This is a genomic window from Glutamicibacter sp. PAEs-4 (assembly GCF_051161755.1).
Classification (GTDB): domain Bacteria; phylum Actinomycetota; class Actinomycetes; order Actinomycetales; family Micrococcaceae; genus Glutamicibacter; species Glutamicibacter nicotianae.
Window position 1 is genome coordinate 2,816,157 of record NZ_CP195017.1, and the last position, 20,959, is coordinate 2,837,115.

Below are 20,959 nucleotides of genomic sequence, written 5' to 3' on the forward strand. Positions count from 1 at the left end.
CGATGGCTCCGATGCCACCAGCAGCATGTGGCTACCAGAATTGCAGATCGAACCAGTCCCGGCAAACAATCTCTCTGCCCGTTGGATGCGGGCACGCCGGAGGCCAGTCCCTGCAACGGAACTGGCCTCCGGCTTGATGTTCGCTCCTTCGACTTACTTCTGCATCTTCATTTCGGCGCTCGAAGCGGCCCCGCCGTTGACCGCCAAGCGGTCAGCCTCGTCGATCTCGCCGAGATCCAGCCCCTTGGTTTCCTTCATGAAGTACACCGCCACCATGGTGACTGCTGCGGCGAAGACAATGTACCCGGCGACCGGTACCCAGGATCCGTAGACCTTCAGCAGGAAGGTTGCGATGACCGGTGCCATCGAACCGGCAACAATCGAGGTGACCTGGTAGCCCAGCGAGACGCCCGAGTAGCGCATGCGGGTCGGGAACATTTCCGCCATGATGGCAGGCTGCCCGGCATACATCAGGCCATGCACGAACAGTCCCAGCATGATGGTGGCCAGGATGACCGCATCGTTTCCAGTGTTGAACAACGGGAAGGCTGCCACGCCCCACACTGCCATGAGCACCACGCCGGTGGCATAGACCGGTCGACGTCCGCGGCTGTCGGTGAAGCGTCCAACAATTGGCACCAGGATGGCGTGGAAGACGTGTGCCACAAGCATCAGGCCCAGAATTGTGGAGGTGTCCATCTTCAGCTGGGTGGCCATGTAGGTGATGGAGAAGGTGACCACCATGTAGTACATGATGTTCTCGCCGAAGCGCAGCCCCATGGCGGTGAACACCCCGCGCGGGTAGCGCTTGAATACTTCGCCCACGCCATAGCCGGGGGCCGCGTTCTGTTCCAGCTCCGCCTTGGCTTCCTTGAAAATCGGGGCATCGGAAACACGGGTGCGGATGTAATAGCCCACTACCACGATGACCACCGAAAGCCAGAAGCCGATGCGCCAACCCCATGCCAGGAAGGCAGCCTCGCTGAGCGTTGCCGAGAGCACCAGCAGCACCACCGTGGCCAGCAGGTTGCCCACCGGCACTGCCGCCTGCGGCCAGGATGACCAGAAGCCGCGTTCCTTGTTCGGCGCATGCTCGGCCACCAGCAGCACCGCGCCGCCCCATTCCCCGCCAACGGCGAAGCCCTGGGCGAAGCGCAGCACGATCAGCAGGATCGGTGCGGCGTAGCCGATGGAATCGAAGGTGGGCAGGCAGCCCATCAGGAAGGTGGTTGCGCCGACCAGCACGATCGCCACCTGCAGCAGGTGCTTGCGTCCGAACTTGTCGCCGAAGTGGCCGAAGACGATGCCGCCGATCGGGCGGGCAATGAAGCCGACCGCGTAGGTCAGGAAGGCCTTGATGATGTTGTCCAGGTCGTTGCCGGTATCCGGGAAGAAGATCTTGTTGAAGACCAAGGTGGCCGCAGTCGCGTAGAGGAAGAATTCATACCATTCGACGACGGTGCCAGCCATGGAGGCTGCTACGACCCGGCGCAATCCCTTGCGCTCGGCCTTCGATGACGTTTCGCTTGCCACTGTGCGTTCCTTCCGCCTTCGCCGGTACCCCCTGCGGGACCAGCTTCATCAGCGAGTATGGCCTAGATCACATGGCGAAAGATAGGCGGAAAGAGGCATAGTTGGAGGCAGTTTCTGCACATTCAGCGTGCATTTTTGCACATGGCATGGCCACTCGCGGAAGGGTTGACGATGACAGCTTGGGAAAACGCAGGGCACCAGGTCGCGTTGCGCGGCGTGCGCATGGACGTGCACACCCGTTGCGCCCACTACCACTCGCTGATCGATGTGATTGCGCTGAAGCACCACTGCTGCGGCATCTACTATCCCTGCCACCTATGCCATGGCGAACTGGCCGGCCACGAAGCAACGCCGTGGCCGGCGGACAAATTCGATGAGCCTGCGGTGCTCTGCGGGGTCTGCAGCACGCAGCTGAGCCCCGCCCAGTATCTGGAAGCCGATTCCTGCCCCAACTGCCAGGCGCTATTCAATCCCGGCTGCAAGGCGCATCAACGCCTGTACTTCGAGGTGGAATCAGGAGCCTAGTCCCACGGCAGGTCGTTCTCCTCTGCAGGCTGTTGCGGAACCACCAGCACCGGCCGATGCTGCTTGTGGGCCAGCGCCACGGCAATCGAGCCGTCGAGCAGCTGGGCCATCTTGCTGCGGATCCCCGGACGGCGGGTGCCGATGACGATCATCTGCGCATCCAGCTGCTCCGCCACCGCCGCCAGCACCTTGGCCGGTTCACCGGGCACCGTATAGCTCTCGAACTCCACGCCGGTCACCACCGAAGCGATTTCCCAGGCGAGCTCCTCGGAGACCGAATCTGCCGAGGCCAGCAAGTCGCCTTCGGACAGCTTGTCGGTCACCAGTCGTCCGTAATCTGCATGGATGCACACCAATCGTGCATCCAGCCCGCGAGCCAGCGAGGCGGCCGCCGCCAATACCGCCGGCGACATGCCTTTTTCCACGCCCACGACCATGGTGCTCATCAGCTATTCCTGCTTTCCTAGTCGGTCCATTCCTTGCTGAAAATCCTAGAGGTCGCCAAGCTCAATGCCCGTATCCGCCAGGCGTTCGGCTGGAATCTCGCGGCCCACCAATTCGCGCAGCTGATCGTTGACATCCCAGATGTTCACGTTGGCTGCCGCCGTGATCCGTTGGCCGTCCTGCCAGAACAGCAAAAATTCCCCGCTCTCCACAGAGCCGCGGACTACCGAAGTGTCATCCGGCGAATTGTGCCCCACGTATTCCATCCCCAGATCGAACTGGTCGGTGAAGAAATACGGGAGCCAGTCGTAGGATTCTTCCTCGCCCATCAGCGTCGCGGCCGCGAGCTTACCCTGGCGGATGGCATTGTCCCAGTGCTCCACGCGCAGCTGCCGGCGCAGCCTGGTATTGAAAGCCTGGGCGATATCCCCCACCGCGAGAATCTTGGAGTTGCTGGTGCGCAGCGACGCATCAACGATGACTCCCGAATCCACGTCCAGCCCGGCAGTCTCGGCCAGTTGCAGGTTGGGGCGGGCACCGATGGCCAGCAGCACCACGTCGGCACGCGAAGACCCGGCATCGGAGAGCACCTGCAGGTGCCCGTCAACCTGCTCGATGCCCTGGGCCCGCGCGGTGCGCACATCCACGCCATGGCGTTGGTGCAGTTCCAGCAGGTAGTGCCCGAAGCGTTCGCCGAAGACCTTGGCCAGTGGCACCTCGGAGGGAGAATAAACGGTGACGCGCGCACCGCGCTGGCGTGCGGTGGCAGCGACTTCCATGCCGATCCAGCCCGAACCGATGACCGCCACCTGCGCGCCCTCGGTCAGTTCTGCGCGCAGCGACTTCGCATCTGCCAGGGTGCGCAGCACGTGCACGCCTGGCAGGTCATAGCCGGGCATCGGATTCTCGCCGCCCACACTGGCCCGCGAACCGGTCGCCAAAACCAGCTGATCGTAGTCCACCGCGCTGCCATCGGCCAGCAGCACCTGCTGCTTGCCGGTCTCCACGCTGATTGCGGCGGTTCCCAGCCGGAGGGCGACCTCCTGCGCTGCGTACCACTGCGCGTCATGCACGGTGAAGTCTTCTGGCTCGTCATTGCCCTGCAAGAAGCCCTTGGACAGGGGCGGACGCTCATAGGGCAGGTGCGATTCCTCGCCAATCAGGGTGATCGGGCCGGCATGTCCCCGCTCGCGTAGTGCTGCCACCGTACTGGCGGCGGCAAGCCCGGCACCAACGATGACTATCGACTCCTGGTCCATGGAATAACCCCTCTGCTTCCCGCCGCGGTGACGGCCCGCGGCCAGTGGATAGTGCTTGTCACCTTGATCCTCACACCCCGATGCCCTGCTTGGCAAGGCATCGGGGGCCAGGCCACGGACCTAGCCGTCACTTGGCTTCACGTGCCGGGATTTTGCTTCTGATTCCACGCGCTTGCCGAAGATCCCGCGCGTGCGCGAGACCCGGTAGTCGATACGGTCATCGACGTAGCGGCGCAGTTCGGGCTGCTCGTCCAAGGCGCCCCACAGCTCATCGGAGACGTGCTCGGTGACCCGCGCCAGCCGGCGCTTCTGCTCGATGACTTCCAAGGCCCGGCTTTCATGGCGCAACCCCTTGATCGTGGCCACCGACATCATGATCATGATGATACTGAATGGCAAGGCCGTGGCCAGCGAACCGGCCTGCAGCGCCTGCAGCCCGCCGGCCACCAGCAAGGCAGCGGCCAGCACGCCTTCGAGCACCGCCCACAGCACCCTGGACCAGGTCGGCGGGTTCGGGTGCCCGCCGGAGGCGAGCATGTCGACCACCAGCGAGCCGGAGTCCGAAGAGGTGATGAAGAAGATCGCGACCAGCAAGATCGCCACCACCGACAGGATCGAACCCAGCGGCAAGGCTTCAAGCACCTGGAACAGCGACCCCTCCGCGGAGACCGCGCCATCCTCGACCATATCCCCGGCGCCGAAGAACTGGCGGTACAGCCCCGAGCCGCCCATGACCGAGAACCAGAGGAAACCGACTATGGTCGGCACCAGCAGCACGCCGGTGACGAACTGGCGCACGGTACGCCCGCGCGAAATGCGGGCGATGAAGATGCCCACGAACGGTGCCCAGGCGATCCACCAGCCCCAGTAGAAGACCGTCCAGCTGGAGAACCAGGTGGCCGATTCCTCACCCTGCTGGAAGGCACCCACGTCGAAGGTCATGTTCATGAAGTTGGCCAGGTACACGCCCAGGGACTGCACGAAATTCTGGAACAGGAACAGCGTCGGGCCCAGCAGCAGCACGCTGATCATCAGCAGGCCTGCCATGGACAGGTTGATGTTCGACAGCCACTTGATCCCGGCGCCCAGGCCGCTGACCACGCTCATGGTGGCTAGGAACGTGATGACCACGATCAGGATGACCAGCAGCGTGTTATCCACCGAACCGACCAGTCCGATCGCCTTCATGCCCGAGCTGATCTGCTGCACGCCCAGGCCCAGCGAGGTGGCCACGCCGAACACCGTGCCGAAGATGGCCAGTACATCAATCACATCTCCCAGCCAGCCCTTGACCCGATCTCCCAGGATCGGTTCCAGCGCCCAACGGATGGACACCGGGCGCCCGCGGCGGTGGATCGCGTAGGCCAAAGCCAAGCCGATCACCGCGTAGATGGCCCACGGATGCAGGCCCCAGTGGATGAAGGTCTGCGCCATGGCCAGTCCGGCCAGCTCCGATTCGCTGCCTTCCCAACCCGGCTTCGGATCCACGGTGGCGTACATCAGAGGTTCGCCGACCCCGTAGAAGACCAGACCAATGCCCATGCCGGCGGCGAAGAGCATCGCGAACCAGCTGAACAAGCCGAATTCGGGTTTCTCTCCGTCATTGCCCAGGGTGATCCGCCCGAGCTTGGAGAAGCCGATGGCGATCACCAGCGCCACAAAGCCGCCGATGATCAGCATGTAGTACCAGCCCAGGTTGGCTACGATCCAGTTCTGCACGGCGTTGAAAGTCGTGTCCGCCGCATTGGGCGCGAGGATCGCGAAGACCGCCACAGCCAGGATCACCAGCAGCGCCGGCCAGAAGACCGCAGGGGCGATCCCGCCCTTGCCTAGGCGCACGCCCTGCCGGCGCAGCTTCGCGGTGATCTGCTCGTCGGTGTCGTCCTCGGCAATGTGCATGTGCACCGGGATCGGCGCGGTATGCGGGGATGCTTCCAGCACAGCATTTGCGTGCTGCCCATTATCTGCTTCGGGAGGTTCAACTTCGTCAATGTTCTTCGTCATGGTCCAGGCTCCTTCACTCAGAGAAATGCCCTAGGACTTCCACCCTTGTTCTTTCGCCGCGAAGATTCAAGTGGCCAGCGAAGAATAGTGACTTCTTTCTGCCCGTCGGGCATCGCCGGGCCGTGCGCCGCGGTTGCTGTGCGCTGCATAGGTGCTTGTTGCCAAGCATGGCAGTTTGTCCATGCCGCCGGGTACAGTGCGAGGTACCTCGTAGGCCTTGGCATGAAAGCCTCTCGGAACCAGTAAGGAGCCCCGTCATGTACAGCAACCAGATCCGTCAAGCGACCGTCGCCGAAATTCCCAACCGCTACGTCTTGGTCTTCGACCGGCAGGAATCCGGAGCCCCGGGCATCGCAGCAGCCCAGCGCGAATCAGAACTTCCGCAGCTGCTGGCTGAACAGGGCTATTCCAGTACCGAGTACTTCCCGATGCTGGGCATCGCTGTAGTCACCAGCTCGGCTGACCAGCTTGAGGACTTCCGCCAGCGCTGCGCAGGGCACAAGCTGCCAGCCTCGGTGGTACCCGAGCTGGTCTACCGGATCCTGCCCGACGCCCCGGCCGCTACGGACTCCTATGCGGACACCGGCCAACTCACCTGGGGCCTGCAGGCCGTAGGCGCTTCGCTTTCGGGCTACACCGGCAAGGGCATCAACGTGGCCGTCTTGGATACCGGTTTTGACAGTGCGCATCCGGACTTCGCAGGCCGCACGGTGACCGCCATGTCCTTTGTCGCAGGCGAGGACGCCACTGACGGCCATGGACATGGCACCCACTGCATCGGCAGCGCCTGCGGTCCGCGCGAACCGCAGCAGGGTCCGGGCTACGGGGTCGCCTCGGAAGCCAATATATTCGCTGGAAAGGTGCTGGGCGCCGATGGCTCAGGTTCGGACTCCACGATCCTGGCCGGCATCAACTGGGCACTGGAAAACAAGTGCGAGCTCATCTCCATGTCGCTGGGTGCTGATGTGAGAACTGTGCACCCACCCTATGTCACTGCCGGACGCCGCGCCTTGGAGCTGGGCTCCTTGATCGTGGCGGCCGCCGGAAATAATGCACAGCGCTCTGCCGGGAACCCGGGATTCGTCGGCGCACCGGCCAACAGCCCGTACATCATGGCCGTAGCGGCTTTGGACTCGAAGCTGGCCGTGGCGGACTTCTCGGCCCAGGCGTTGGACACCGACGGCGGCGAGGTGGATATTGCAGGCCCCGGCGTTGCTATCTACTCTTCGTGGCCCGGCGCCAAGCGGTACAACACCATCAGCGGCACCTCGATGGCCACCCCGCATGTGGCCGGCGTGGCAGCGCTGCTGGCCGAATCCACCGGGCTGCGTGCCCAGGAGCTGTGGGACAAGCTGCTGTCCACCTCCCGCGATATCCCGCTGCCGGCCGAGGATGCCGGAGCCGGGCTGGTCCAGGCCCCGGCCTCACAGGAAGCGTAGCGGCATGTCCGGCGCCGAAGTGCACGTCTATGTCATCACCATTTCCACCCAGCATCCGCTGGAACCGGTGGTCAGCGAACTGCAGTCCCGCGGATTGCAAGTTAAGCAGGTGCTCGCCGCCCTCGGCCAGGTAATTGGCGAGGGCAGCGAGGATGTTGCCGAGAAGTTGCGCGGCATATCGGCGGTGGAATCGGTTGATGCCCAGCAGCAGTACCGGGCCTTGGATGATGATGCCTAGCGCAGGATGACCGTGCGGTTTCCGTAGAGGAAGAGCCGGCCCTCGCAGTGCCAGCGCACTGCATTGGACAGCGCCTTGCACTCGGTGTCGCGGCCGGCGGCCACCAGGTCCTGCGGGCCGAAGGTATGGTCCACCTCGACGACCTGCTGGGCGATGATCGGGCCCTCATCCAGCTCGGAGTTCACGTAGTGGGCGGTGGCGCCCACGGTCTTCACGCCGCGCTCCCAGGCCTGGTGGTATGGCTTGGCGCCCTTGAAGGAAGGCAGGAAGGAGTGGTGGATGTTGATCGTCTTGCCGGTCAACTCGCGCGAGAGCTCGTCGGAGAGCACCTGCATGTAGCGGGCCAGGACCACCAGCTCCGCTTCGTGCTTGGCGATCAGCGAGAGCAGCTCCGCCTCGGCCTGCGGCTTGGTCTCCTTGGAGATCGGCACATGGTAGTACGGGATGCCGTGCCACTCGACCAGCGACCGGCTGTCCGGGTGGTTGGAGACCACCGCGACGATCTCGATCGGCAATTCGCCGGTGCGGGCACGGAAGAGCAGGTCGTTGAGGCAGTGGTCGAACTTCGAGACCATGATCAGCACCTTGGTCTTCTCACCGCGTTCGCGCAGCTGCCAGTCCATCTCGAACTGCTGGGCGACCTCGGCGAATTCTGCACGCATCTGCTCCAGCAGGTCGGCCTGCCCCTCGCCGGCGAAGTCCACGCGCAGGTAGAGCCGGCCGGCCGCCATGTCGTCGAATTGCTTGAGCTCGACGATGGTGCGTTCGTGCTTCAGCAGGAATCCGGTGACCGCGTTGACGATCCCCATTCCCTCGGGGCATTGCAGGGTCAGCACGTGGCGGATTTGCTCGCTCATGATTGCTTCAGGTCCTTTCGGCTAGCGGGTTAGACAGCACTGTGCCAGAGCCGGTGTCCGAACGCCACGAACTGGCCGGATTGTTGCTGTGCATGCTTGTGCTTGCGTGTTTGCTGATACAGGCCAGTCCGGCCCCGCCCCGGCGTCGGGACGGGGCCGGATCAGCCGGTGCGGCTAGGCCACCGGTGGTACGGCGAACTCCGCCATGGCGTCGATCAGCCAGTGCACGGTGTGCTCGGTGAAGGAGGCGCGCGGGAAGATCCGCCAGCTGGTTTCGCCGGTGCGCCACAGCAGCACCGGAATGTTCGCCAGCGAGGTGGTGATCGCCTGGTTCACGCCGAAAGCGCGCGGGTGCAGGTCCGCCGGGCAGCTCTTGCGCAGCACCAGCGGCGCATCCGGGCCTTCCAGTTCCAGCACCGAGCGGTTGGCCGAGAGGTCGACCACCTGCCCGGGCTCATCGCCCAGGGCGGCGGCAAGCGCACCTGCCAGCTCGATGTTCTCCGGGCTGGTGGCCAGGAACTCGTCCGGGCCCAGCCAGAGCACCGCAGTGCCCGACACGTCGCCGGCCACCTCGCCCACCGTGGCGGGCAGGCCCACGCCGGTGGCCGCGGACAGCGCCGCGTGGGCTGCCCCGCCCGGTGCGCTGCGCAGCGAGATCTGGGTCGTGAACGCGATTTCGCGCAGGGACACGCGGCCAGTGACGCTGGCCGCCTCCATCTGGGCTGCCAGGTGCTGCGCCGGCGAGCGGCGCACGTCGGTGTCAATCAGGGTGTCGTTAGCCATCACGGCGGCTTCCTTCCGGGTCGAAGAGAACGAGTTCGGAGACCTGGACGTCGACCAGCTGGCCGCCGACCGGGGTCTTGAGCACTTCGCCGATGCGGTTGCGCCCATTCTTGATCAGCGCCAGGCCGAAGGTGCGCCCAAGGGCCGGCGAATTGTACGAGCTGGTGACCCAGCCTTCCATCGGGGTGATGCCATCGGTGGCCAGCGCGTCTGCGGCCACCAGCGCGGCGCCTTCGGGCAGGCGCAGCGAGCTGTCCACCGGCAGCACCGAAACCAGGTGCTTGCGGTCCTCGCGCACATTGTCCTCGCGGCTGTAGGAGCGCTTGCCGACGAAGTCCTTGAGCTTGGAGACCACCCATTCCATGCCTGCATCCTGCGGGGTCACCGTGCCGTCGGTATCCTGGCCGACGATGATGAATCCCTTCTCGGCGCGCAGCACGTGCATGGTTTCGGTGCCGTACGGGGTGATGTTGAATTCCTCGCCGGCGGCGTACACATCTTCCCAGACGCGCAGCCCGTGCCAGGCAGGGATGGCGATCTCGAAGGCCAGTTCGCCGGAGAAGGAGATGCGGCTGATCCGCGCCTCGATCCCGGAGTCCAGCACCACGTCCTTGAAGGCCATGAACTTGAAGCCCTCGTTGGACACGTCCACCGAGCTGGCCAGCTTCGCGATGACCTCCCGGGACTTCGGCCCGACCACCGCGACGGTGGCCAGCTGCTCGGTCACCGAGGTGCAGGTGACGTCCAGTTCAGGCCATTCGGTCTGCAGCCATTCTTCCAGCCAGTCCAGCACGTCGGCGGCGCCGCCGGTGGTGGTATGCATCAGGAAGCGGTCCTCGGCCAGGCGCAGGGTCACGCCGTCGTCGAAGATCATGCCGTCGGCCTTGCACATCACGCCGTAGCGTCCCATGCCGACCTTCAGCTTGGTGTAGCCGTTGGTGTAGATGCGGTTGAGGAATTCGGCGGCGTCCTTGCCGCGGATCTCGATCTTGCCCAGCGTGGTGGCATCGAGCATGCCCACCGAAGCGCGCACCGCGGCGGATTCGCGGTAGACCGCCTCGTCCATGCTCTCGCCCGGCTGCGGGTAGTACCAGGCGCGCTTCCACTGCCCGACGTCCTCGAATTCGGCGCCGTGCTCCACATGCCAGGAGTGCATCGGGGTGATGCGTGCCGGATCCAGCAGCTGCCCGCGGGTGCGTCCGGCCAGCGCCGCGAAGGCCACCGGGGTGTACGGCGCGCGGAAGGTGGTAGTGCCGATCTGTGCCGGGTTCTCGATGCCCAGCACCGCGGCGATCACGCCGATTGCCGCGACGCCCGAGGTCTTGCCCTGGTCGTTGGCCGTGGAGATCGAGGTGTACCGCTTGATGTGCTCCACGGACTGCATGCCGGCGCCAGTGGCGCGCAGCACGTCGGCCACGGACTGGTCGCGCTGCAGATCCACGAAGTGGGTCTTGTAGTTCGCGGCGTCGTCGCCGTTCAGCGACGGCACCAGCCAGACCGGACGGGTTTCCCCGGCCGGGACGGCTACCGCCTGCGGTACCTCTGCGATGCGCTGGAAGCCTGCTGCGCTGGCTGCCGCGGCGCCGGTGGCGGCCCCGGTGCTCAGCGCACTGGCGGTGTCGAAGCGGCCAGTGACAGCGCCGGCCAGGTGCTGGTTGGCCACTGCGGCGGCCGGGACGAAGGCGTGGATCGCAGTGTCCCAGTCCAGCTTGCCCTGGCGCTGGGAGTGCAGGTGCACCACCGGGTTGAAGCCGCCGCCCACGGCCAGCACGTCGGCCTCGAAGCGCTGCGGCGCGCCCAGGTTGCGCTGCTCGTCCAGCTCGGCGACGATCACTGCCGACAGCTCGCCGGAGGCATCCGCTTCGGTGTCCACCACCACGGAGCCGGTCAGCACTGTGACCCCGTCGGCCACTGCTTCCGCGGCGGCCGCAGAGACGGTGGTGCGTGCGTCGATCACTGCAACCACCCCGCCGGTGGCTGCCAGCTCGGAGACCAGCGGGTAGACCGAGTCGTTGGTGGTGGCCACCACGATCTGCTGACCGGCGCGCACGCCATAGCGGTTCAGGTAGCTGCGCACCGCGCCGGCGAGCATGATGCCCGGGCGGTCGTTGTTCTCGAACACGATCGGGCGCTCGTGGGCGCCGGTGGCCAGCACGACCTGCTGGGCGCGGATGTGCCAGATGCGTTCGCGGGAAATGCCGTCGCCGGCCGGCCCGTCCAGATGCACGGTGCGGCGCTGCGCGGCGATCAGGTAGTTGGCATCGTAGGAGCCGAAGACGGTGGTGCGCTGCAGGTGGGTGGTCTCCTCGGCGGCTGCCAATTCGGCGGCGACCGTGTCGATCCACGCCGCGGCGTCCACGCCGTCGATCTGCTCGCCGGCCGCATCGCGCAGGGTGCCACCGGCTTCGGCACGCTCGTCGAGCAGCATTACCCGGGCGCCGGAGCGCGAGGCCTCGCGGGCAGCGGCCAGGCCTGCAGGCCCGGCGCCGACCACCAGCACGTCGGTATGCACGTGGACGTGGTCGTAGTAGGCGGGGTCCTCGTTCGGATCCAGCACGCCCAGTCCGGAGAGCAGGGTGGCGTTCAGCGATTCGGTGACCGGGACGGTGGTGGCAGGCAGCATCGACTCGGCGATGTCCTGGCTGTGCCGGGCGTCGACGGTGATCAGCGCGTTGGGTTCCTCGACGCCGGCGGCGAAGATGCCGCGCGGGCGGTCCAGGTACAGCGAGGTGCCGCATGAACGCATCCCGTTGGCCAGCATTGCGCTGGCCACGGTGTCGCCGCGGAAGGCGGAAAGCTGCTGCCCGTTCACTCTCAGGGCCAGTGCTTCCTCGCGGTTAATGCGGGCGCCGGCGCTGTGCGCGGCGGCAAGGCGCTGGGACTTGCTCATCGGGTGCCTCCTTCGGTGGCCTGGATTTCTGGACGTGCGTCGCCGGCACGGTAGACGGCTTTGAATTCATAGGTGACGGTGTCGCGCAGGGCGTTGAACCACTTGCGGCAGCCGCCGGAGTGGACCCAGCGTTCGGCGAAGATGCCCTTCTTGTTCTGCCGGTAGAACAAGTAGCGCGACCATTCCTTGTCGCTCAGCGCGTTCGGATCCTCCGGGTAGGCAACGTGGGCTTCTCCCCCGTATTTGAATTCGTTCTCGTTGCGTGGCCCGCAGTTCGGGCAATCAATCAGCATCATGGCGGTTGCTCCTAGTGTGCGACGGCTGCTGCGCCGTGCTCGTCGATGAGGTGGCCGGTTTCGAAGCGCTCCAGGCTGAACGGCTTGTTCAGCTCATGCGGCTCGTCGTGGGCGATGGTGTGCGCCATGGTGAAGCCGGCGCCCGGGGTGCCCTTGAACCCGCCGGTGCCCCAGCCGCAGTTCACGTACAGGTTCTGGATCGGGGTCTTGGAGACGATTGGCGAGGCGTCCATGGTGGTGTCCACGATGCCGCCCCAGGTGCGCAGCACGTGCGCCCGGGCGAAGATCGGGAACAGCTCCACCGCGGCGGCCATCTGCTCCTCGATCACGTGGAACGCGCCGCGCTGGCCGTAGCCGTTGTAGCTGTCGATGCCCGCGCCCATGACCAATTCGCCCTTGTGCGCCTGGGAGACGTAGACGTGGATGTGGTTGGACATGACCACCGTCGGGTGCACCGGCTCGAACAGCTCGGAGACCAGGGCCTGCAGCGGGTGGGACTGGATGGGCAGCTCGAAGCCTGCCATTTCGGCCAGCACCGAGGAGTGCCCGGCACCGGCGAGAGCGACCTTGCCGGCATTGATGGCGCCACGGGTGGTCTTCACGCCGGTGACCTTCTCGCCATCCTTGATGAATCCGGTGACTTCGCAGTTCTGGATGATGTCAACGCCCATTTCGTTGGCCTTGCGGGCGAACGCCCAGGCCACGTGATCGTGCTTGGCGATGCCGGCGCGCGGCTGCCAGGTCGCGCCCATGACCGGGTAGCGGATGTTGTCGCTCACGTTGATGATCGGGCAGGCTTCCTTGACCTGCGATGGGTCCAGCCATTCGGCGTCCACGCCGTTGAGCTTGTTGGCTTCCACGCGGCGCACTGATTCGCGCACATCCCCGAGGGTGTGGGCCAGGTTCATCACGCCGCGCTGGGAGAACAGGAAGTCGTATTCCAGGTCCTCGGGCAGCTGTTCCCACAGCTTCAGCGACTTCTCGTAGATGCCTGCCGACTCGTCCCAGAGGTAGTTGGAACGGATGATGGTGGTGTTGCGGGCCATGTTCCCGCCGGCCAGCCAGCCCTTTTCCAGTACCGCCACATTGGTGATGCCATGGTTCTTGGCTAGGAAGTAGGCGGTGGCCAGGCCGTGCCCGCCGCCGCCGACGATGACTACGTCGTAGGACTTCTTCGGTTCCGGATTGTTCCAGAGGAATTCCGGGTGTTCTGGGAGCAAATCAGCCATGATTATTCCGCTACTTTCTTGAGATTTGGGTAGAGTGGGTGGGCTTCAGCCAACGCCAGAACACGTTCCTTCAGCTCTGGCAGTGCAGCCGTATTGCCGTCGGCACCAGCGATCAGGGTCTGTGCAATGATCTCGGCAACTTCGGTGAAAGCAGCTTCGGAGAAACCACGCGTCGCCAATGCCGGAGTACCAATGCGCAGGCCCGAAGTCACCATCGGCGGACGCGGATCAAACGGAACCGAATTACGATTCACCGTGATCTCCACCTGCGCCAAAAGGTCTTCAGCCTGCTGGCCGTCCAACTCGCTGTCACGCAGATCCACCAGCACCAGATGCACATCGGTGCCACCGGTCAGCACGCTGATGCCCTTGGCAACAACGTCTTCCCGGGTCAAACGCTCAGCCAAGATCTTCGACCCAGCCAAGGTACGCTCCTGGCGCTCCTTGAACTCCGGCGACCCAGCAATCTTGAACGCCACAGCCTTGCCAGCAATCACATGCTCCAACGGACCACCCTGCTGGCCAGGGAACACGGCCGAATTCAGCTTCTTCGCGATCTCCGCATCATTCGAGAGAATGATGCCGCCACGCGGACCAGCCAACGTCTTGTGCGTCGTGGAGGTCACCACGTGGGCATGCGGAACCGGCGACGGGTGCAGCCCGGCGGCCACCAGGCCAGCGAAGTGCGCCATGTCCACGAACAGGTACGCGCCCACCTTGTCGGCAATCTCGCGGAAACGCTTGAAATCCAGCTGGCGAGGGTACGCCGACCAGCCGGCAACAATCATCTTCGGCTGGTGCTCGACCGCAAGGCGCTCCACCTCATCCATGTCCACCTGGTAGGTTTCCTCATCCACACCGTAAGGCACGATGTTGAACAGGCGGCCCGAGAAGTTCAGCTTCATCCCGTGGGTCAAATGCCCACCGTGGTTCAGGTTCAACCCGAGGACGGTATCGCCCGGGCGCACCAGCGCGTGGTACACCGACGCATTAGCCTGCGCACCGGAATGCGGCTGCACGTTCGCGAACTTCGCCCCGAACAACTCCTTGAGGCGCTCAATCGCCAACGTCTCGATGACGTCGACTTCCTCGCAGCCGCCGTAGTAGCGGCGGCCCGGATAGCCCTCGGCGTACTTGTTGGTCAGCACCGAACCCTGCGCCTGCATAATGGCCTGCGCGGTGTGGTTCTCCGAGGCGATCATTTCCAGGCCGCGCTGCTGGCGAGCCAGCTCAGCGTCAATGCGCTGCGCCACCTCCGGGTCGAGATGCGCTAGGTCTGCGGTCAGGGAATCTGCCGCGAGTGTTGAAGCTTGTGCCATTGCCCATTCCTAAATGTATGAATTGCCGACAACTGATATATCAATCTGCAATTCACTGTATGATGGAACTCACACCCCGGTCAATGGGTAACCGAAAATATTTCAGCACGCAGTAACCCTGCGGAACAGAGCAAAGAAATCGGAGTCAGGATGACAATCACCACGCAGCTCCCCCTGGGTGCCGAATCGATGGCTGAGCGCGCCTACCAGGTCTTGCGCGACCGGCTCATCATGATGGACATCGCCCCCGGTGACCCGATCAACGAAGCCCAGCTGGTCGCCGAGCTCGGAATCGGCCGCACTCCCCTACGCGAAGCGCTCAAGCGCCTGGAGGTCGACCACCTGGTGCAGTCCTACCCGCGCCGCGGCACCTTCGCTAGCCGCGTGGATATCACCGAACTAGCTGATATCACCGAAGTCCGGCAGGCCCTCGAGCCTTTGGCCGCGGCCAAAGCCGCCACGCTCCAGGGAGGCAGCGCGCGGGCTGGCATCCAGGCCACCCTGGAGGCGGTCCAGCAGCTCTCGGGCGAAAATCTGCGACGCACGCTCATGGAGAACGACCTCGAAGTGCACCGGCTGATCTACCAAGCAGCCGGCAACCACCATCTGGAGCAGACGCTGATCCGCTTGGATAATCTGGCCACTCGTATCTGGTGCATGGCGCTGGATCGCCTGCCCAGCATCGACGAGCACATCGGCGAGCACGTGGCATTGCTCCAGGCGATTCTCGATGGCCAAGCGCAACGCGCGCAGGAACTGGCCCTGGAGCATATCGTCCATTTCGAGAAGTCGGTTCGGTCCGTTCTCTAGGTCCCTACACGCGGCGTGCGCACGTGTTGCGGCCTGCCCATGGCCAGCCAGCGGGCCAAATACACCCGCAGCAGCCGGCCGCCTTCATGCAGGTCGCCGCCGAGCAGCGCGAAGATCCTCGCCAGGCGCTTATGAAGACTCTGGCGCTCCAGATAGAGCTGATGGGCTGCATTCGTCGTATTGCATCCGGCATCCAGCCACACCAGCAGCGTGGCCAGCCGCACGTTGCCGCGCTGGTCCTCGTACTACAGCAAGTTCCCCAGCTGCTCTGTAATGAAATGATCCAGATCCTCCCGGTGCCCGAACTTCGCCGCCAGCCTCTCCAGCGCATGGTCCGACGCATCGCGCACCCTGCCCTGGTCCAGGGTGGACTCGGGAAATGATTCCAAGACCAGTGCCTCGGCCAGGGACCACTGCGCGCGCCAGATCCCCTCGGCCGAAGGGCCGGCGCAGCATTCAACCGACAGTCCCGCCAGGCCGCGGTGCAGGCTGGCGATCGCTTCCCGCCGGGCCCCGCGCGGATCACCCGAGGCGAGCGCGAGCAGCGCCTGGAACCGCCCGCTCTCCAGCTAGGTGCGGATTGAGGGCAGCGCCAGGTGCAGCTGGCGCGGATCCTGGCCATGTCGTAGCTTTGGAATACCAGCATCATCACCGGCCCGTCGCTGCCGATCTGCGCCTGCCGCGCCAAGTCAGCCGCGAAGAGCCCGTCGGCGCCGATGGCAATGGCCTGCAGCAGCGACGTATTGGCCACCTGCACCGCACTCGGCCGGTAATGCTGGGCATAGGCCAGGCCGACGATGCTGCCCAACTGTTCGGCCACCAGCTCCAGCCGCTCGGCGGACACCGACTCGGAGCCGAGGAGCACCAGTCGGGCTGCAGTATCGCTGCCGATGAACAGGTCCGTGGCCACTTCCAACGCTTCGGCCTGCGCCACGCCAGCCTCGGCCGCCGGACTGGATTCGGCAATCATCCGGCCGCCCAAATCCTACAGCACCACACACGATCCCAGTGCCTGCTCGATCATTTCCAGCAGCTTCCGCAAGTTGGGTCCAGCCGAGGCCATGTGCCTGGCCAGCAGCTGGGCAATCTCGTCGGCCTGCTGCAGGGGCGAGGCGTGCTCGGAGACGATGCGGCGGTTGGTTCTCTCGGCCAGTTCCACAAAGGGCACGGTGACTTCCAGCCGGAAAACCGGCAGCCCGATCTGCTGGGCATGCTCGATGAACCGCGCCGGAATCCTGGTTTCCGGAACCAGCGCCTCGAGCAACAAGGCCGCCACGCCGCGCCCGGACAGCGAATCCAGATAGGCCAGCTGCGCCTCGGGCTTCAGGTGGAAAACGGCTTCCCCCTGTCGTGAGCGGCAGCTCGTTGCAGTGCAGCAGGCCGGCAATGCCGAACTTCTGCACAACTTCATTGCCTCCATCTCGGCCCGGGTCGCCACCCGGGGCGGCATCATGGCAGTGCCCTACTTCATTTTCGAGCGCAAGCACAAGGACTTCTCCTACCTATTCCTCGATCCGAAGTCCTCGCTCCTGAAGTCGGTCAACTGGTCGGCGTTCATCGCCTTCGCCGCCGGCCTCATGACGATTTGGATGCGCATGTACGGCTCGGTCCCGGCGCTGCAGGGCCCGATCGCCAGCGCCGTGGGAGGCATCGACTTCTCCTGGCTGGGCGGTACGCTCACCAGCGCCGCGGTCTACTTCGCCCTGGGCTACCCGCGCTTCCGCGCCCGGATCAACGCCGGGGTCCCGCTGGGGCTCAAGATGGACCTGTCCGAGGGTGAATTCATCAAGGGGTTTGGCAGCGCCGAGGACTTGCGCAAGGAGCAGCGCGTGGCCGGCGAGCAGCTCCCGGCCAGCAGGCCGGCTGCCCGTCCCGAACCAGATGCCGCGCCGGATAAAGCCCCGGTCGGCAGCTAACCTGCTGGAATAGAATAATCGCCTGGCGCCGCTTCCGGAATCCCGGAAGCGGCGCCAGGCACGTTGAAAGAAAGGACGACCCGATGACCCAGGAAATGATTGACAAGGCCGGCTACGAGGCGGCCCTGCAGGCTGCGCGCGCCGGCGCTGCCGAAGGCGGCGTGCCGATCGGCTCCAGCCTGGCCGGAGCGGAAGGAGTCATCGCGGCCGGGCACAACCGGCGGGTGCAGCAGGGCGACCCGACCGCGCATGCCGAGATCGACGCCCTGCGCGCGGCCGGGCGGCGCAGCAGCTACCGCGACCTGACCCTGTACACCACGCTGGCTCCCTGCGCCCTATGCTCCGGGGCCATTGTCCTGTTCAAGATCCCGCGGGTGATCGTCGGCGAGGACCGGACCTTCGGCGGGGAGATCGCCTGGCTGCGCGAGCGCGGCGTGCAGGTCGAGGTCCTTCAGGACCAGCGCGCCGAAGCGCTGATGGAGCGCTTCATCTCCGAGCACCCCGAGATCTGGAACGAGGACATTGCCGAGGAGCCGGCTGGCAGCTGAGCGCTTGCCGCGGCCCGCGAAAGGAATTCAGCAGTTATTGGCAGTTAACACTCTTGACTGTGACATGCACCACTGGAATGATTCAGTGCAACAGTGTTGCATGCATCGCAACTAAATGATCCAGAATCTCGCATGGCGATAATTCTTTCGCCCCAACTGCTGTCACTACCTAGGAGGCAACGATGCCCTCTGTGTTCATCGAAGAACTCGACGCCGAATCCTACGCCACAATGGTGGCCCGCGAAGGCTCGACCATCATCATCCCGACCGGTGCCACCGAGCAGCACGGCCCGCACATGCCACTAGGCGTGGACGCCATGCTGTCCAGGGCCATCGCCGGCATCGTGGCCGAGAAGATCGGAGCCTTGGTAGCACCGGTCTTCTCCTACGGATACAAGTCGCAGCCGCGTTCCGGCGGCGGCAACCACCGGGTCGGCACCACGAGCCTGGGCGCCGCGGCCCTGACTGGCATGGTCGACGACGTGGTCACGTCCTTAATCGCCCAGGGCTTCACGAACGTAGTCGTGCTCAACGGCCATTTCGAGAACTACCAGTTCATCTACGAGGGCCTTGACAACGCCGTCGCCCGCGCCCGCGCCACGGGGTCCGAATCCCGTGCCGTACTGCTGTCCTATTGGGACTTCGTCGACGAGGCAACGTTGGAAAAGGTATTCCCTGACGGCTTCCTGGGATGGGATATCGAGCACGGAGGGGTACTTGAGACCTCGCTGATGCTCCTGTTGCATCCGCAGAAAGTGGACATGACCCGCGTGGTGGACCACCCGCCGGCCAAATTGACCCCGTACGACATCTTCCCCGAGGATCCCGCGCGCACCCCGCCTACCGGCTGCCTCTCCAGCGCCGCCGGCGCCAGCGCCGAAAAGGGCCAACTGCTGCTGGATGCGGTCACGGCTGCCGTAGCCGATTCGCTCCAGGGCGAGCTGCTCCTGGGATCCATCCAGGTGGAGGTCGAGTAGCATGTCCCTCAACGAAACCGAACGGAAGAACGCCCGGAAGGGCGAGGGCTCAAGCCAGGCGCCCGTCGAAGTGCCCCGTTTCATGGGACGCGTGATCCCGCCCTTGGATCGCCTGCTCATCCGGATTATCCCGCCCGCATTGATCGTCGCGGTGTTGCTCTGGGTACTGCTTTCCCCCGAGCAGGCATCGGCGGTCATCTCCGAGATGCGCACCTTTGTCACCGGGAAATTCACTTGGCTGTTCATCCTGTACTCGGTCTTCACCGTGGTGATGTGCCTCTGGCTGTCGATGAGCAAGGTCGGCAGAGTCCGCCTGGGCGGGCCCAAGGCCAAGCCCGAGCACAGCAAGTTCGCCTGGTACTCCATGCTCTTCGCATGCGGCCAGGGCATCGGCCTGATCTTCTGGTCCGTCGCAGAACCGATCATGCTGCGCGACGAGAACCCTGTCATCCCATCCACCACGCCTGCCGGCGCAGCCGAAGGCGGGATCGTGTGGACCTACTTCCACTGGGGACTGACCGCCTGGGCCATGTACTGCGTGGTGGCGGTCTGCCTGGCCTATTCGCACCACAACCTGGGCAAGACGCTGACCTTCCGCGAAGCCACCGTGGACCTCCTGCCCCGCTGGTCGCGGCGCGGTGCGGGCGTGATCATCGAGCTGCTGGCCATCATCGCCACCGTGCTGGGCCTGGCGACCTCGTTCGGATTCGCCGCTTTGCAGTTCACTTCCGGGCTTTCCTCGTTCACCGGCCTGTCGTCCAGTCCTGCCCTGTGGCTGGTCGTCATCGCGATCTTCGCCGGTATCACCTGCATCTCCGCCATCGTGGGCATCAGCAAGGGCATGGCGCGCATTTCCAGCCTGAACTCCATTCTGAGCATCGTGCTGGTCGGTGCGGTGCTGGTCTTCGGCCCGACGCTGTATATCGTCTCGATGCTCTCGCAGACCTTTGGCAGCTTCATGGCCAATTTCGTGAATATGAGCCTCTGGACCGATGCCAGCATCACTTCCAGTCCCCTGGCCAGCTGGCAGGACAGCTGGAATGGCTGGTGGACGGTATTCATCTGGTGCTGGGTCATCGCCTTCTCCCCTTTCGTGGCCGGATTCATCGCCCGGATTTCGCGCGGCCGCACCATCCGCGAATTCGTCATCGGCGTGACCATCATCCCCACGCTCATCGTGATGATCTGGGTCGGAGTCATCGGGGCGAGCGCGATCTACTATGACGATGCGAGCAACCGGAGCATCAGCGATGCCGTGTCCGCGGACACCTCGGCCGGCCTGTTCGCGATGCTGGAGCACCTTCCGCTGGTCGGCACGATCCTGCTGGTGGTCTCCACCATCCTGGTCGCGACCTACTATGTCACCTCGCTGGATTCCGGGATCTATGCGCTCAGCGAGTTCGTCTCGGCGCCAAACAAGTCCGGACCGGTCTTCCGCGTGGTGCTGGTGCTGAGCATCGCCACCGTCGCCACGGTGCTGCTCACCCTGGGCGGCACGGCGGTGGTCGATACGGTCCAGACGGGCACCATCATCGGAGCCTTCCCGTTCTCCTTCGTGATCATCTTGATGATCATCAACCTGATTCGGCGATTGATCAAGCGCGACAAGGCAATCAAGCAGCTGGAGAAGGACATCAACAATCCCGACCCGAACCTTGTTTTCGTCGCTGACCCCGACGGCGATGGTGCGATCCTCAAGGAGCTCCCAGGACAGGAACGGCACACCTAGGCAGTGGATCCGGCATCGGAACGAAGGCCGCGGAACTCGTCATATTGAGTTCCGCGGCCTTCGCATTTTCCGGTCACTTCCGGGATTCATGCAGATCATTCCAGATTTACCGCTCTGCAGAAAAAGTTTTCACAATCGCGCTTGACAGTGACGCGGGGCACAC

21 protein-coding genes are annotated in these 20,959 nt (G+C 64.6%); 8 read left to right on the plus strand and 13 right to left on the minus strand.

Annotation, left to right across the window (positions count from 1 at the left end):
* Positions 1–153 precede the first annotated feature (153 nt).
* Positions 154–1,533: an MFS transporter gene (locus tag ACR9WD_RS13260; RefSeq protein WP_434922198.1), complete on the minus strand. Its 1,380-nt coding sequence runs from the start codon at positions 1,531–1,533 to the stop codon at positions 154–156.
* A 171-nt stretch (positions 1,534–1,704) separates the two neighbouring features.
* Between ACR9WD_RS13260 and ACR9WD_RS13265 the strand changes: the two genes are divergently transcribed.
* Complete coding sequence (locus ACR9WD_RS13265) at positions 1,705–2,058, plus strand: CHY zinc finger protein (protein WP_434922199.1); 354 nt, start codon at positions 1,705–1,707, stop codon at positions 2,056–2,058.
* On the opposite strand, the gene ACR9WD_RS13270 is transcribed toward ACR9WD_RS13265, so the two are convergent.
* From ACR9WD_RS13270 to ACR9WD_RS13280, 3 genes are all read right to left on the minus strand, one after another.
* Entirely contained in the window at positions 2,055–2,504 is a 450-nt protein-coding gene (locus ACR9WD_RS13270; RefSeq protein WP_204722894.1) for a universal stress protein, read from the minus strand. The two genes, ACR9WD_RS13265 and ACR9WD_RS13270, sit on opposite strands and share 4 nt — an antisense overlap.
* 45 nt (positions 2,505–2,549) lie before the next feature.
* Positions 2,550–3,761, minus strand: a complete 1,212-nt coding sequence (locus tag ACR9WD_RS13275; RefSeq protein ID WP_434922200.1) for an NAD(P)/FAD-dependent oxidoreductase — start codon at positions 3,759–3,761, stop codon at positions 2,550–2,552.
* 120 nt (positions 3,762–3,881) lie between these two features.
* Positions 3,882–5,765 carry a BCCT family transporter gene (locus ACR9WD_RS13280; RefSeq protein WP_434922201.1) on the minus strand — a complete coding sequence of 628 codons (1,884 nt, stop codon included), beginning with the start codon at positions 5,763–5,765 and terminating at the stop codon, positions 3,882–3,884.
* Between the two features lie 257 nt (positions 5,766–6,022).
* Here ACR9WD_RS13280 and ACR9WD_RS13285 point away from each other — a divergent pair, with 257 nt between their 5' ends.
* Both ACR9WD_RS13285 and ACR9WD_RS13290 read left to right on the plus strand, forming a co-directional pair.
* Positions 6,023–7,204 (plus strand): S8 family serine peptidase, encoded by a 1,182-nt coding sequence (locus ACR9WD_RS13285; protein WP_434922202.1) that lies wholly within the window; start codon positions 6,023–6,025, stop codon positions 7,202–7,204.
* Positions 7,205–7,208: 4 nt separating this feature from the next.
* Positions 7,209–7,442, plus strand: a complete 234-nt coding sequence (locus tag ACR9WD_RS13290; protein WP_038991591.1) for a hypothetical protein — start codon at positions 7,209–7,211, stop codon at positions 7,440–7,442.
* On the opposite strand, the gene purU is transcribed toward ACR9WD_RS13290, so the two are convergent.
* The 6 genes from purU to glyA form a co-directional block, all read right to left on the minus strand.
* Positions 7,439–8,299: a formyltetrahydrofolate deformylase gene (purU, locus tag ACR9WD_RS13295; RefSeq protein WP_434922203.1), complete on the minus strand. Its 861-nt coding sequence runs from the start codon at positions 8,297–8,299 to the stop codon at positions 7,439–7,441. The two genes, ACR9WD_RS13290 and purU, sit on opposite strands and share 4 nt — an antisense overlap.
* Positions 8,300–8,473: 174 nt before the next feature.
* Positions 8,474–9,082 carry a sarcosine oxidase subunit gamma gene (locus tag ACR9WD_RS13300; RefSeq protein ID WP_434922204.1) on the minus strand — a complete coding sequence of 203 codons (609 nt, stop codon included), beginning with the start codon at positions 9,080–9,082 and terminating at the stop codon, positions 8,474–8,476.
* Positions 9,075–11,972 (minus strand): sarcosine oxidase subunit alpha family protein, encoded by a 2,898-nt coding sequence (locus ACR9WD_RS13305; RefSeq protein ID WP_434922205.1) that lies wholly within the window; start codon positions 11,970–11,972, stop codon positions 9,075–9,077. Before ACR9WD_RS13305 ends, ACR9WD_RS13300 begins: the two co-directional genes overlap by 8 nt.
* A complete protein-coding gene (locus tag ACR9WD_RS13310) occupies positions 11,969–12,268 on the minus strand; it encodes a sarcosine oxidase subunit delta (protein ID WP_434922206.1) in 300 nt (99 codons plus the stop codon). The genes ACR9WD_RS13305 and ACR9WD_RS13310 overlap by 4 nt, the downstream gene beginning before the upstream one ends.
* A gap of 11 nt (positions 12,269–12,279) precedes the next feature.
* On the minus strand, positions 12,280–13,497 hold the full coding sequence (locus ACR9WD_RS13315; RefSeq protein ID WP_434922207.1) for a sarcosine oxidase subunit beta family protein: 1,218 nt from the start codon (positions 13,495–13,497) through the stop codon (positions 12,280–12,282).
* A 2-nt stretch (positions 13,498–13,499) separates the two neighbouring features.
* Positions 13,500–14,816, minus strand: coding sequence for a serine hydroxymethyltransferase (gene glyA, locus ACR9WD_RS13320; RefSeq protein ID WP_434922208.1), 1,317 nt, complete (start codon positions 14,814–14,816; stop codon positions 13,500–13,502).
* 150 nt (positions 14,817–14,966) lie between these two features.
* Between glyA and ACR9WD_RS13325 the strand changes: the two genes are divergently transcribed.
* Positions 14,967–15,626 (plus strand): GntR family transcriptional regulator, encoded by a 660-nt coding sequence (locus ACR9WD_RS13325; RefSeq protein ID WP_434922209.1) that lies wholly within the window; start codon positions 14,967–14,969, stop codon positions 15,624–15,626.
* Here the strand turns inward: ACR9WD_RS13325 and ACR9WD_RS13330 are convergent.
* From ACR9WD_RS13330 to ACR9WD_RS13340, 3 genes are all read right to left on the minus strand, one after another.
* Complete coding sequence (locus ACR9WD_RS13330) at positions 15,623–15,850, minus strand: helix-turn-helix domain-containing protein (RefSeq protein ID WP_073707866.1); 228 nt, start codon at positions 15,848–15,850, stop codon at positions 15,623–15,625. The genes ACR9WD_RS13325 and ACR9WD_RS13330 overlap by 4 nt on opposite strands.
* A 21-nt stretch (positions 15,851–15,871) precedes the next feature.
* Positions 15,872–16,015 carry a hypothetical protein gene (locus tag ACR9WD_RS13335; RefSeq protein ID WP_158024710.1) on the minus strand — a complete coding sequence of 48 codons (144 nt, stop codon included), beginning with the start codon at positions 16,013–16,015 and terminating at the stop codon, positions 15,872–15,874.
* 596 nt (positions 16,016–16,611) lie between these two features.
* Positions 16,612–17,037, minus strand: a complete 426-nt coding sequence (locus tag ACR9WD_RS13340) for a PucR family transcriptional regulator ligand-binding domain-containing protein (RefSeq protein WP_158024709.1) — start codon at positions 17,035–17,037, stop codon at positions 16,612–16,614.
* 40 nt (positions 17,038–17,077) lie between these two features.
* On the opposite strand from ACR9WD_RS13340, the gene ACR9WD_RS13345 reads away from it, so the two are divergent.
* The 4 genes from ACR9WD_RS13345 (at position 17,078) to ACR9WD_RS13360 (ending at position 20,796) form a co-directional block, all read left to right on the plus strand.
* A complete protein-coding gene (locus ACR9WD_RS13345; protein ID WP_434922210.1) occupies positions 17,078–17,542 on the plus strand; it encodes a hypothetical protein in 465 nt (154 codons plus the stop codon).
* Positions 17,543–17,625: 83 nt separating this feature from the next.
* Positions 17,626–18,090 carry a nucleoside deaminase gene (locus ACR9WD_RS13350; protein WP_434922211.1) on the plus strand — a complete coding sequence of 155 codons (465 nt, stop codon included), beginning with the start codon at positions 17,626–17,628 and terminating at the stop codon, positions 18,088–18,090.
* 182 nt (positions 18,091–18,272) lie between these two features.
* Entirely contained in the window at positions 18,273–19,067 is a 795-nt protein-coding gene (locus tag ACR9WD_RS13355) for a creatininase (RefSeq protein WP_066141492.1), read from the plus strand.
* 1 nt (position 19,068) lies between these two features.
* A complete protein-coding gene (locus ACR9WD_RS13360; protein WP_434922212.1) occupies positions 19,069–20,796 on the plus strand; it encodes a BCCT family transporter in 1,728 nt (575 codons plus the stop codon).
* The last annotated feature ends 163 nt before the right edge of the window (positions 20,797–20,959 follow it).